The organism is Micromonospora sp. NPDC000121, assembly GCF_042899165.1.
GTDB lineage: Bacteria > Actinomycetota > Actinomycetes > Mycobacteriales > Micromonosporaceae > Micromonospora.
The window spans coordinates 674,697-687,420 of the sequence record NZ_JBIAZP010000002.1; the positions used below are offsets into that span (position 1 = coordinate 674,697).

The window sequence follows — 12,724 nt, forward strand, 5'->3', positions numbered from 1 at the left end:
CCGATGACCAGCCCCAACGAACTACCGGCCGGCATTGCCCGGCACCTCACCGACACCGACATCGCCCTCCTCATCACCGACCGGAACCTCAACGTCGTCGGCGACGTGATCCGCTGCTGGAGAACCGTCGACTGCACGCTGCGACACAACGAGGTCGGATCCGGCCAGTTCACCGCACCCGGCTACCCGTGGATCCGTAGCCAGGTTGACGCCGGCAACCGGGTGGTGGTGGTCCGCGCCGGCGACATTTTCATGTCCGGGCCGATCGAAGGCTCCCAGGTGGAGCAGTCCGACGACGGCGAGAACTCCGGCGTCGGCGTGTTGACGGTCAACTTCTCCGACGACCTGTCGCGCATCGCGGACCGGCTCGTCTACCCCGACCCGACACAAACCCCGGAAGGGCAGATGGTGGACGCGTGGACGTTCACCGGAGTCGGTGAGCAGGTGCTGCGCACCTTGGTCGACGTAAACGCCGGCCCGAACGCCCGTACTGAGCGGCGGGTGCCGCAACTGATCCTCGCCAACCCCAACAGTCCGCTGGTGGGGTCGTCGGTGACGGTGTCGTCGCGGCTGGAACCTCTCGCTGAGGTACTGCGCCGTGTCGCCTTGTCCGCGGGTGGGCTCGGGTTCCGCACCCGCCAGGACCCAAACCAGAACAAGATCCTGTTCGAGGTGTTTCAGCCCCGCGACCTGTCCGGCACTGTCCGGTTCGGGTTCGGGTTGCAGAACCTGCGGTACCTGAACGTGGCCCGGCAGGCACCCACCGCCTCCACGGTCATCGTCGGCGGGCAAGGCGACGGCGGCGACCGGATGCTCACGTCCCGCACCAACACGTCAGCGGAATCGTCGTGGGGGCGGGTCGAGACGTACGTGCCGCGGCCCGGCTCCGACCCCGTCGCCGAACTGCATGAGGCCGCCGACCATGCCCTCGCCGACGGCGCCGAAACGGTCCGGTTACAGACGTCGGCGTGGGACACCCCCGACCAGCGGTACCCCGACCACTACCGGCTCGGTGACCGCGTGTCCGTGCAGGTCGGCCCCGCCGAGGAAGTGTCCGACCTGGTGCGGCTCGTGCACCTCCAAGCGTGGGACACCGCCGGCGAGCTCGTCTCCGCGATGGTCGGCACCCAAGACGCGTCCAGCGACCCTGCGTGGCTGCGGCAGATGCGCGGCATCGACCGCCGCCTCGCCTACCTGGAACGCACCGCCGTTCCCTCGACCGGCTGAGAGGACCACCGTGGCATCCGACTCCTACCCCCGCCCCGGCAACAACTCCGGGATCGTCACCGAGCTGATGTACGAGCGGCTGGCGTCCCTCGAAGCAGCCGACGGGGTGCTCGGCCACCCGGGGGACACGGCGCCGGTGTACGCCGACGGGGTGGGCACCCGCACCGTGCGGGTGCGGGCGAACCGGCGCGCCCGCGTGCGCGGGTTCATGTACGACAGCGGCCCGGAAGACGTCAACGTCCAGCTGCCGGCGAACACGTCCGGCACCACCCGCGTCGACCTGATCGTGGCGCGGCTGGACCGTGCCACGTGGCGGGTGCAGGAAACCTACATTCAGGGCACCCCGGGGCAGGGCGCCCCGGCGCCGGTCCGGCAGGTCACCAGCGGGGTGTACGACCTGCCGCTGGCGAAGGTGACCGTCGCCCACAACGCCACGGCCCTCGCCCCGGGCACCGTCGCGGTGGCCTGCTGGTACGTCGGCACCGACGGGCAGATCCGCTGCACCCCCGACACCCGGCCGCCGCACGAGGCAGGCCGGGTGGTGTGGGACACCGTCAACGGCTACCTCGTGTCGACGGGTGGGCGCTGGCTACTCGGCGTGGAGGACTCCGGCCTGACGGCGCTGGCCATGCTCAACAACTTCGCGGCCAACGAGAACCACGTGCAGCGGCGTAACGGGTGGGCGTTCGCTGACCTGACCTTCCGGCGTCCGACCGCCGGAATGAACGGCGGCACCGCCTACACGATCGCCCGGCTGCCCGACGGGTTCCGCCCGCCCTTCACCTACCAGACCAACGCGCAGTGCCCGTCGGCGCAGGTCACGGTCACTGTCGCGGTCCGCGAAGACGGATACATCAACGTCAACCCCGGCGCGGACATCCCAGCGAACCGGGCGGTCGTCCTCGACGCCCTCAACCACCCCGTCGCCTAGACAAGAGGAGTTGCCCACTGTGGCGCGCTACATGTTCGGCGGCGGTATCGCCGACTACACCATGATTCTCGGCGACACCGTCACTGTCGGCGGATTCACCGGTCACCCGGTGGTGGCGGTCGGCGGGCAGCCGGTCACCTTCTGGACGGCCGAGGAAGGCGGCTCGCAGCACACCGACCTGCTCGACACCGAGGCGCAGCCGGTCTCGACTGTCCTGTCGGAGGACGGGACGGGTATCCGCGCGGTGGGGCAGATCCCCCGGTTCAGCGGTCCCGACGGGATAACCACCATGTGGGCGCAGGCCGGTGACGGCCCTCGCGCTCTGATGGTGACCACCGACGCGGCGGACGCGACCGGCGACATCGGCACGATCCTGCCGCCGCTGTCGGTGTCCGGGCCGGTGACCACCGGTGTCGGAGTGCACCGCCTGTACAACGACACCACCGCCACCCTGCTCATCGCCGGGGTCCGTGCCTCGGTGGGCACCGCCCCAACCGGCGGTTCCGTGATCGTGGACGTCAACCGCAACGGCACCACCATCTTCGCCGCCCAGTCGGAACGGCCCACCATCCCCGCCGGCGGCAACACCACCGGCAAGGTCGTGCCCGCCGACGTGACCACGCTCGTACCCGGCGACTACCTGACGGTGGACGTGGACCCCGACGGCGGCGGCACCGGCGCGGCCAATCTGGTGGTGCAGATCCTCGTCACGAAGGGCTGACCCGGGTGACGACGCTGACGAACAGCTTCGAGACGGGGCTTCCCAACGGCACCACGGTCACCGCCGCGAACTCGGGCAACGGCTCGGCCGGCGCACCTTTCGATACGGTGACCATCGACTCGCCCAACACGATGGTGTACTCGACGGCCAGCCCGGCTCACGGTGCTCTCGGCGCGCGGATCACCATCGGCGCGTCCGCCGCCAACTTCTGCTACTGCGAATGGTCGACGTCGCTGCTCGCCGTCCAGAGCGGTTCCACCATCTACACCCGCATCGGGTTTTCCTACCCCACTGTGCCACCGAACTTCGGGGAGTTCGCCCTTCTGCGTGGCCTGCTCGCAACGAACCAGCGGTGGCGGGTGTCGCTGACCAACACGGCGAAGATCGCCGTGTTCGGCCAGAGTTCCACGACGATCGCCACATCCGCTACCACCTTGGCTGCGGCCACCCACTACCGTGTTGAGGCTGCGGCGGCTGCGCATGTCTCCGCTGGCGCCATTGAGGTGCGGATCTACCTGGGGGATTCCCAGACGCCCGTGGAAACGCTGGGCCCGTTCACAGGGCAGGCCATGGGTGGCCCGATCGACCGGGTCAGGTTCGGGGTTGGCCTGTCGGCGTTCCCGTCGGTGGCCACGCAACTGGACATCGATGACGTGGGTGCGTCCACGACCACGTGGTTGGGGCCGGCGGTGGCGCTTCCGTCGGTGACGCACGCCTGGGTGGGTGCGGTCGCTCACAACTCGGCGACGGTCTCGTACGGCACCACCAACACGACGTCGGCGCGGCTGGTCGTGTCCACCTCCGCGGACCTGTCGTCGCCGGTGTACTCGCCGGCCGCCGCCCCGAACAGCAACGGGTTCGTCAAGCTCATCCGCGGCGGACTCGACCCTGACACTGCCTACTTCTATGGCGTGGAGGCGGACGGGACGCTGCTCGCCGACGGCCGCGGCTCGTTCCGCACCGACCCGGCACCCGGGTCGCGGGCGTCGTTCAGTGTCGCCTTCGGCAGCTGCCAGCAGACCAACTCGAACGCGGAAACGTTCCAAGCCATCGCCGGGCGGGTCGGCCCGTACGGCAAGGCCCGCCGGATGTTGCACGAGGGTGACCTGCATTACCGCGATTTCGGTGCGGGCACGACCGCGGCGGACGTCGCCAACCAGTTCAAGTCGTCGCTGGCCACCCCCAACATGCGCATGCTGCTCGCCAACGTTCCCACCACGTACGTGTGGGACAACCACGACTGGGGTGGGCCGGACTCTCATGCTGCGGCACCGGCCGGACCGGTGACGGCCGACGTGTACCGGCAGGTGGTGCCGCACTACCCCCTGGCGACCGCCGGGAACACGGCGATCCACCAGTCGTTCGTGATCGGCCGGGTCCGGTTCGTCATCCTGGACACCCGTTCGCAGCGGTCCCCGCGCACGGACGCCGAATCGTCGGCGAAGACGCTGCTCGGCGCGGAGCAGAAGCAGTGGTTCAAGAACCAACTTCTGCTGCCCGAACCATTCAAGGTTGTGGTGTCGGGCATCTACTGGCGGCGCGACAGCGTCAGCGGCGACCGGTGGGGCTCCTACCAGACCGAGTGGGCGGAGATCCGCGACTGGGTGGCCGCGAACACCTCCGCGATCGGCGGCGTGCTCGTCATCTCCGGTGACCGGCACGCTCTGTACGCCGACAACGGCACCGGCGGCGGGGCCGGCGGCACCTACTGGCCGAACGTTGGTGGCGCCCCGCTCGACCAGGGCAGCACCGAGTCTTTCGAGACGTGGACGCACGGCTACTACGCGGGCACCCCCGGAACCAACCTCAAGGCGTTCGGGTGGCTCGACGTTGACGACGCCGGCACCAGCATCACCGTCACCTACTCCGGGATCACCGCCCTCGACGGGCAGACCCGGGTGTCCATGACCGTCACCGCGCAGGCCGCCGCCGACTTGGCTGCCGCCCGGTGGGGCATTCACCTCTGAGAGGGGCCGCGTTGCCTCTGTCCATTGGCGTGCAAGGAGCACCCGTGACCGTTCGTCTTGAGTTCGACCAGGCCACGTACGGCCCGGACGAGCCGATCAACTTCCATGTCGTCGTGGAGGGAGAACCCACGTCCGTGACCCGCGATGAGGTGTTCACCGGCACCGTCACCCTCCCCGGTCAGCCGCCGCAGGAGGTGTCGGGTGCGGCCCAGGTGGTGGAGACGACCGCCTACGGAACCTTCACCAACGACCACTACACGGTGGTTCAGGACCCGGCGGACCCGTCGCGGTACACCGCCACCCCGAACGGGGGGTGACCCGGTGACGCGCGCACCCGAGAACCTGCTGACTGTCCGACGGCTGCTGCTCGACCACCTCAACATCGATGAGACGCGTGCCCGCACCGCCGACCTGGAACCCGCCGAGGTCGGCATCGTGGGCGACTCCGCCCACCGGGGCGGCTACCACTGCGGCTCCAACCGGGTGCTCACCCGCGACTACTCGGTGGTGGAGTCCCCGCGTGACAAGGCGGGTCTGACCCTGGACGCGTCGGCGTTGGACGTCGGCCTCTTCGAGGTGCGTTCCGGCGGTCGCACCCACAACCTGCACACGTTCTCCTCCTGGTGTGTGGCGCAGTGCGTCGCGAACACACCCGACTCCCGCGACATCAGGGAAATCATCTACAGCCCCGACGGTAGGACCGTGAAGCGGTGGGACCGGCTCCGTAAGCGCAGCAGCGGGGACAGCTCCCACCTGTGGCACACCCACTTCTCGTTCTTCCGCGACTCGATCAAGGCGGGCCGCGACCAGACGCCGCTGTTCCGCCGCTACCTGACCACCATCGGACTCCTGGAGGACGACGACATGAGCGCACGGGCCGAAAGCCAGATCCACAGCATGTACACCGGCATGTTCTTCGGCGGCTCCAGCATGGGCCGCAACGTCGACCCCGACGGAGCCGGCACCCGCCCCGCCGACAATAGCCTGGTGGTGAAGCTGGACTACACCATGCTGATGCTCGACCTCATCGCCTCCCGCACCGGCATCCCCGCCGCCGAGATCGAGCGGGTACGGGCCGCCGCCCGCGAAGGCGCCGCCGGAGCCGCCGACCAGCTCGTGGCCGTCATCGGCGACGCGGTCCGTGACCGCGCCGGCCTGTCCGACGACGACGTCGACCGGGTCAAGCAGGCTGTCCGGGACCTGTTCGCCACCGGCATCGCCCCCGACAGCACGACGGGCGCCGCCAGCTGACCGGCACTCCTCCTCTGATGGTCACCATTCCCTTCGCCCGCCTACCGTCCGCGCCGAGCATCCCGTGGCGCACCGTCGTGGTGCTGGTCCTCGCGAAAGCGTCATGGGACTCGGTGGGGCTCCTCGCCGGCGACATCGCCTACGCCGGACCGTCCTACGACGTGCTGCGCGCCTTCCCACCTGCCGGTGGGATGCGGACGCACGGTGCCGTTCTCACCGCGCTCACCGTCGCGGCGATCCTGTCCGCCTACCACAGCACGCGCACCGGCGAGGAACGCTGGCTGCGATGGTGCCTCGCCGGCTACGCCGTCTGGTACATGGGATGGACGGTCGGACTGGCGTCAGCATGGCTGTACCACGGCCACGTCCTGTCGTGGGGTGCCCCCGCATCGGTGCTCGTGGTCGCCGTACTCGCCTTGGTGGCTGCGCGGGCCACACCGAAACAGATCGGGGGTGCATGAGTGTGGTCGCCAGCAGCTGGGGCTCTGCTGATCGCCGCCGACGCCGCCGCCGGTGGGGGACCACCGGTCGAACTGCTGTGGGTCGGTCAGGCGGTCACGCTCGTGGGAATGCTCGCCACCGGGTGGGCGGCACTGAAAACGAAGCGGGTCGACGCGGACGAGTCCCGCCGGGCCCGTTTCGACGCCCGCGTCGACAAGGAACTCGATGACGCGCTGGCCGCTGTTGAGGTGCTGCGCGACAAGCTCGATAAGGAACACGCACTGCGCCTGCGGTACCAAGGCTGGCTGATCCGGGCCGGCATTGACCCGGACACCGGGAGGCCGTTCGATGAAGCACAGCCGTAACCGATCTCCTCTCTCCCCGGTCCTCGCCGACGAGCCGCTGGTGGTCGAGGGCCTGACCCGGCGGCTGCGGATCGTGCTCCTGGCGGTGATCATCACGTTCGGGATGACGAACGTGGCGAGCTACGTCATTGGGCAGGCGGTCAGGGCGGAGGCTGACCGGGACACACGCCACCGGGTGGAGGCGTTGGAACGGCAGCTCAGCCAAGAGTTGGAGCAGCGTGGGGCGGTGCGCGACGCGGAGATCGCCGAGCAGGAAGCCGCGTTGGCTCAACTGCGGCGCGACCTGTGCGTGGCGCTGGATCGGGCGCAGCCTCGGGATGCCGCGGTTCTGGCAGCGCGGAAACGGTACGGCTGCACGGCCGACCCGAGACCGGCGGCGTTGGGGCCGTCGGCGAGGCCGGGCACCGCACCACCGGCGAGGCCGGGCGGCGGTGGACCCGAACCGGCCGAACCGGGTGACCCGCCGCAGGGACCACAGGGCCCGTCGGGTCCTCCCGGACCGCCGGGACCACCGCCGGCTACTCGACCCCCGTCACCTCCGCCGCCAATGGACGACGGGCTGCTGTGTCTACCTATCGTCGGTTGTCTCCTGTGACGTGGTGTCACGCCACCAGGAGCCACCCCGGCGCACCCACCCGTCACCGACAGGTTGACCGGCCGCATCGTAGGCGGCGGGCACTTCCACCCACTCGCCGACGGCGGTAAGTTCGGCGGCCACGTCGCGGGCGCGCTGCTCGTCACGGTAGGCGCGGCACCCGACGGTGACGTCCGTGTGTTCAACCATCCACCGCCCGTCGGCGAGCAGACCGATGGTGACGTGCCGGCTCGCCCAGTGGGTGGTGTGGCCGTACTGCCAGCGTTGGATGCGCCGCACATGGTGCAGCAGCCACGGCTCGATCCGCTCCCCGTCGTCGCCCACGCGCTGACCGTAGCGCGTTCAGGGTTCCTTGCATTCGCCCGACCGCAATTCAAGCTTCGGGCAGTTTCCTTGCATCCCAAGATCCCAAGGAGGGGTCATGTCTGACGTTCCCGCCCTGCCCGTGTACGGTTTCGCCCCCAACCTCGGGGGACTGCTGTCGCTGGCCATCACCGTGCTCCTGCCGATCCTCGTCGGTCTGGTCACCCGCCGCTCCACCAGCGCCTCCGCGAAGGCCGTGCTGCTGCTCCTGCTGTCCGCCGTCAACGCCGTGCTGTCCGCGTGGCTCCAGGCGGAGAACACCGCCGCGGTGTTCGAGTGGATCCCGGTGGTGTACTCCACGGCCATCAACTTCGGCATCGCCGTCGCGGTGCACTTCGGCCTGTTCAAGCCGACCGGTGCCGCGTCGGCCGCGCAGGGCAGCCTGGTGAAGGACAAGGTGCTCGACGGCAGCGCCGTCGAACGCCACGCCTGACACGCCGCCCCGCAGGCTGGCGTCGTTTCTCGCTCCCCAGCGGCGACGCCACACGTCCGCCCCACCTCCCGCGCCTCGCGCCGGGGGTGGGGCGGACTTTTCGCGTCTGCCACACGTCATGTGTGATGTGCTAGTGTCCGAAGCGCCTCCGGTGCGAAGGCGACGGGTACTTCTCTCGTAAAGGACACCCCCGTCGCCGGCCCTGATCTCGGAGGCCACAACTAAACAGCACCTCCCCGGTGCGCAGGCAGCGGTTACTTCTAAACCCATGTGTCGCAGGTTCAAGTCCTGCCGCCAGCTCAGCTGGCGTAGCTCAGATGGCAGAGCAATGGCCCAACACCGCAGCCGACTTTGATCTCGGGGAGTACAACTTCTGGTGTTGCCCGGTGCGCAGGACGCGGTTACTTCCTCTCGCAAAAGGTGAGACGCGGGTTCAAATCCCGTCGCCGACCTCGGTCGGTGTGGACGAGTGGCCTAAGTCGCATTGTTACCGCATCCGACTTGATCTCGGGCATCACACCTGAACGCGACTCCCCTCCTCACGGAAGGGAGTTTCTTCATGTCCAAGTTCAACTCCACCGCCACCCGACCGTCAGGCGTCTCGCCGATCGTCGCCGACACGCGGCCGACCGGCACCACCCACGAGGGCGGCCCCGGCTACGCCCGTGACGCCAAGTCCGAACTGTTTCTGCTGGCTGTCACCAACATGGTCGGCGAGAAGACCTTCTACGAATCCGCCGAGGCGCGTGACGAGCGGTTCGAGCGGCTGGTCCGCCAGGTCGCCGTCGCTGACCCGGCCTGGACCGCCCGGTTCCTGCCCTGGCTGCGCAACGGCGCGAACCTGCGCTCCGCGTCGCTGGTCGGCGCGTTGGAGGCCGCGAAGGGGATGCTCACTGCGAGCATCCCCGGCTCCCGCGCCGTCGTCGCGTCCGTGCTCCAGCGCGCCGACGAGCCCGGTGAGGCCCTGGCCTACTGGACCAGCCGCTACGGCCGGGCGATCCCGAAGCCGGTGAAGCGGGGCATCGCCGACGCGCTGCTGCGCCTGTACACGGAGCGTTCGCTGCTCAAGTACGACACCGCCAGCCATGGCTTCCGGTTCGGTGACGTGATCGATCTCGTGCACCCGGTCGCCGACGCCCGGTGGCGCGGTGCCCTGTTCGCGGAGGCGTTGAACCGACGGCACAACCGCGGGTGGGCGGTCGACGCGGATCTGCTTCCGACGCTGGCGTACAACGCGACCCTCCGCGAGTTCGCCGCTGAGGACCCGTCGCGCCTGCTCGACGCGGGCAAGCTCCAACGGGCCGGCATGACCTGGGAGGACGTGCTGTCCCTCGCCGGGTCAAAGGTCGACAAGGCGAGGTTGTGGGAGGCACTGATCCCGTCGATGGGCTACATGGCGCTGCTGCGCAACCTGCGTAACTTCGACCAAGCCGGCGTGTCCGACGAGGTGGCGCAGACCGTGGCGGCGCGGCTGGCCGACCCGCAGCAGGTCGTGAGGTCGCGGCAGATGCCGATGCGGTTCCTGTCGGCGTACCGGGCGGCGCCGTCGCTTCGCTGGTCGTACCCGCTGGAGCAGGCCCTGGGCTACGCGCTGGGCAACATTCCGTCCCTGCCCGGTCGGACGCTGGTCATGGTGGACACGTCGGGCAGCATGAACGCCGGCTTCTCCAAGGATGGCACCCTCATGCGGTGGGACGCTGCGGTCATCTTCGGGGTGGCGCTCGCCCAGCGCTGCGACACCGCGGACGTCGTGTCGTTCTCCGGCCGGATGTGGGGCGACCCGACGGGCGTCGCGACGAAGGTGTTCCCGACGCAGGACGGTGAGTCGCTGCTGCGCTCAATCGAGCGGTGGAAGACCGGCGGCTGGTTCATCGGCGGGGGCACCGACACTGCGGCGGCGTTGAGCAAGCACTTCGCCGGTCACGACCGGGTGGTCGTGCTGACCGACGAGCAGGCCACCGTGGGCGGCAACGTGTCCCGGTCGGTGCCGGATCAGGTGCCGATGTACACGTGGAACTTGGCGGGCTACCAGCACGGCCACGCCCCGTCAGGGTCGCGTAACCGGCACACGTTCGGGGGGCTCTCCGACGCCGCGTTCCGCATGATCCCGCTCATCGAGGCGGGCCGCAACGCCGACTGGGACGCCATCTTCGGCCCGTTCTGACCGACCGCACACGACGCGCCGGCTGCCATCCCTTCCACGGGGTGGCAGCCGGCGCGTCTTCGTTCGTTCTACCGCCGCAACAGTTCGGCGACCTGCTCGGGGCTGCGGGCATCCCGCTGCTCGCCTGCCTGCCCGGCGACGAGTTCCGCCACCTCCGTCTCGCTGTACATCTGCCCACAGTTGCCGCACTCGGCGTACTCCTCGCCGCCCTCACGGGCCAGCCGCGACACCTCCCGGCACTTGCCGCAGGCGACACCGATCCACCGACGCGGTGCCGGGTCGGTGTCGCCGACGGCGCCGCGCAGCCAGCCCCGCAACTCCCACAGTTCCGCTGCGGTGGCCGCAATGCTGGGATGCCGGTCGCAGGCGTCTTGGATGCGTGTTCCGGGCGTGTCGTCGGTGGAGCCGGCGCGGATCCACGCCACCAGTTCGGGGACGGTGGCGACGGGCAGATGCTGGTCGGGCCACAGGGTGTCCCGCCAGTCCCTGACGATTTCGTAGAGGCGGGAGGCGACGGACAGGTGGCCGATCTGGTCGCCGGGCCACTGCCGGGCAACGTCGGTGGGGTTGGGTACGCGGGCGGGTGCGGTCAGGTCGACGGTGTCTAGGTTGATCGGCACGGATCGTTGTCGGCTGCCGGACACGTGTGGCTGGTTGGTGCGGCCGGGGATGGCGCCGACGCCTCCGATGGGGGCGAGCGGGTCAGCCCAGCGGGTTTCGCGTCTGCCCTGCTGGTCGAGCACCTGGTAGCGGCGTCGGTCGGCTTCCACGGGTTCCGGGTTCAGTAGCCGCTCGTGCAGCCCGTACAGGTCGCGGATCATCAGGTCGAACCGCTGTCGGCAGCCTTCACACACCGGCGGGTGTTCCGGCTGCCGGGCAGCGAGGTTGGGTCGGAAAACGTCGCAGAGGTCGCAGAGGGTTCGGCCGCAGCCGGCCGACCCGCATCCGCCGGGTGTGGTGCAGGCAGCGTCTAAGCCGCCGGTGTGGCAGCCGCAGTTCGTGGGGCAGGCCGGCATGGTGGTCGTTCTCCGTTCACGGTGGGTACGCTGACGGGGAACTTCGCGGGGGTCGCGAGGGGGCACGGTAGGCGGCGGTCGGATGGGCAGTCCGACCGCCGCCGTCGTCTATCTGCGCCGACGGCGCCGGCCGTCGAGCCGGTCCTTCGGCGGGCCGGTGTTGCGCCGCTTCTTCGCTTCGATCGCCCGCAACATCGGGTCGTCCAGCGGCTCATCCCGTTCCGGTGCGGCGGGGCAGCGAGCGAAGTCGACTCCCTCCCGCAGCCCGTGCTCGGCCAGGATGGCGGCCTCGCGGCCGTTCACCAGCGGGCGGAAGCCGAGCCGCACGAACTGCGCTTGCACGGCGGCCGACACGCCGAACCGGCGCGGCTGGCTGACCTGCATCGCCATTATCTGCTCGACCATGTCTCGCTGCCAGGCGGACAACTGCCCGCCCCACTGCCGCAAGAACTGCTCTGCCGCTTCGGCTACAGGCCGGAGGCTTTCCCGCGACGCCCGGACGACAGCGGCGAGGCTGCCCGCTGACACGTCCACAGCATGCACCGGCTGGTTGTGGAAGGCGCGGCGCGCTCGGGTGATGGCCGGACGGTACCCTGCCAGTTCGGCCATCAGTTCGTCGCTGGACGGGCGAACAACCACCACGGCCTGGCCGTGCGAGAGCGCAGCGGCCATCACGTCGGCCCACGGGTCTTCGGTCTCATCGATGTATCCCACGTCGGACCAGCCCGCCCACGGGTCGTAACCCTTCGCTGGGTCGGTCAGTTCCTGCTCCAGCCGCTGCCACGCCTCACGCACACGCCCGACCAGTTCGTCCGTGATCGGGTCCTGCCGGCCGCCTACGTTCGGGAGGTCGACGCCGACGAAGCGGTGGCCGTCGTCCAGCCGCAGATGCCACACCGCCGGGTCTGACGCCCGCTCGTACACCTGCGCGTTGAAGCGGCCCGTGTAGCCGTGCGTTTCCGACCCGAGCGGGATCAGGTCGGTGTCATCAGAGGCCGTCACCAAGTCGGGCCGCCACCGCATCGGCGTGGACAGCCAACCAGTGTCGCGTTCGTCGGTGTCGTTTGAGATGTGGGTGGGTTCGCAGTCCGACCCGCAGTACGCCGACCCTTCCCGCGGTTCGGCGCCGCACGGGCATAGCCCGTCGATCGCCCGGTCGATCTGGTCGAGAAGACTCATGCCTGCCCTCCGTGTGGTGACACCGCGTACATGATGCCTGATGATCCCTCATCTATGAGGTGTTCGGGTTG

Annotated in this window: 13 protein-coding genes; 10 read left to right on the plus strand and 3 right to left on the minus strand. The window is 69.5% G+C overall.

Annotated elements, in window-relative coordinates; genetic code table 11:
- Positions 1-3 precede the first annotated feature (3 nt).
- From ACFY23_RS09545 to ACFY23_RS09580, 8 genes are read left to right on the plus strand one after another with little or no spacing between them, the layout of a single operon-like run.
- Complete coding sequence (locus ACFY23_RS09545) at positions 4-1,227, plus strand: siphovirus ReqiPepy6 Gp37-like family protein (protein WP_350676154.1); 1,224 nt, start codon at positions 4-6, stop codon at positions 1,225-1,227.
- Between the two features lie 10 nt (positions 1,228-1,237).
- Positions 1,238-2,158 carry a hypothetical protein gene (locus ACFY23_RS09550; RefSeq protein WP_350676152.1) on the plus strand — a complete coding sequence of 307 codons (921 nt, stop codon included), beginning with the start codon at positions 1,238-1,240 and terminating at the stop codon, positions 2,156-2,158.
- 19 nt (positions 2,159-2,177) lie between these two features.
- A complete protein-coding gene (locus ACFY23_RS09555; RefSeq protein ID WP_350676149.1) occupies positions 2,178-2,879 on the plus strand; it encodes a hypothetical protein in 702 nt (233 codons plus the stop codon).
- A gap of 5 nt (positions 2,880-2,884) precedes the next feature.
- A complete protein-coding gene (locus ACFY23_RS09560; protein ID WP_350676147.1) occupies positions 2,885-4,846 on the plus strand; it encodes an alkaline phosphatase D family protein in 1,962 nt (653 codons plus the stop codon).
- A 44-nt stretch (positions 4,847-4,890) separates the two neighbouring features.
- Positions 4,891-5,163 carry a hypothetical protein gene (locus tag ACFY23_RS09565; protein WP_350676145.1) on the plus strand — a complete coding sequence of 91 codons (273 nt, stop codon included), beginning with the start codon at positions 4,891-4,893 and terminating at the stop codon, positions 5,161-5,163.
- A gap of 4 nt (positions 5,164-5,167) precedes the next feature.
- Positions 5,168-6,097, plus strand: coding sequence for a hypothetical protein (locus ACFY23_RS09570; protein WP_350676142.1), 930 nt, complete (start codon positions 5,168-5,170; stop codon positions 6,095-6,097).
- A gap of 17 nt (positions 6,098-6,114) precedes the next feature.
- Positions 6,115-6,558 carry a hypothetical protein gene (locus tag ACFY23_RS09575; RefSeq protein ID WP_350676140.1) on the plus strand — a complete coding sequence of 148 codons (444 nt, stop codon included), beginning with the start codon at positions 6,115-6,117 and terminating at the stop codon, positions 6,556-6,558.
- Entirely contained in the window at positions 6,559-6,903 is a 345-nt protein-coding gene (locus tag ACFY23_RS09580; RefSeq protein ID WP_350676138.1) for a hypothetical protein, read from the plus strand.
- Between the two features lie 568 nt (positions 6,904-7,471).
- Here the strand turns inward: ACFY23_RS09580 and ACFY23_RS09585 are convergent.
- The gene (locus tag ACFY23_RS09585) at positions 7,472-7,822 is read right to left on the minus strand and encodes a hypothetical protein (RefSeq protein WP_350676135.1); all 351 of its coding nucleotides are present in this window, start codon (positions 7,820-7,822) and stop codon (positions 7,472-7,474) included.
- Positions 7,823-7,919: 97 nt separating this feature from the next.
- Between ACFY23_RS09585 and ACFY23_RS09590 the strand changes: the two genes are divergently transcribed.
- Both ACFY23_RS09590 and ACFY23_RS09595 read left to right on the plus strand, forming a co-directional pair.
- Positions 7,920-8,294, plus strand: coding sequence for a hypothetical protein (locus tag ACFY23_RS09590; RefSeq protein WP_350676133.1), 375 nt, complete (start codon positions 7,920-7,922; stop codon positions 8,292-8,294).
- Between the two features lie 559 nt (positions 8,295-8,853).
- Positions 8,854-10,458 (plus strand): TROVE domain-containing protein, encoded by a 1,605-nt coding sequence (locus tag ACFY23_RS09595; RefSeq protein WP_350676131.1) that lies wholly within the window; start codon positions 8,854-8,856, stop codon positions 10,456-10,458.
- Positions 10,459-10,526: 68 nt separating this feature from the next.
- Here ACFY23_RS09595 and ACFY23_RS09600 read toward each other — a convergent pair whose 3' ends face one another.
- The gene (locus tag ACFY23_RS09600; RefSeq protein WP_350676129.1) at positions 10,527-11,279 is read right to left on the minus strand and encodes a hypothetical protein; all 753 of its coding nucleotides are present in this window, start codon (positions 11,277-11,279) and stop codon (positions 10,527-10,529) included.
- A gap of 303 nt (positions 11,280-11,582) precedes the next feature.
- Positions 11,583-12,653 (minus strand): hypothetical protein, encoded by a 1,071-nt coding sequence (locus ACFY23_RS09605; RefSeq protein ID WP_350676126.1) that lies wholly within the window; start codon positions 12,651-12,653, stop codon positions 11,583-11,585.
- Positions 12,654-12,724: the final 71 nt, after the last annotated feature.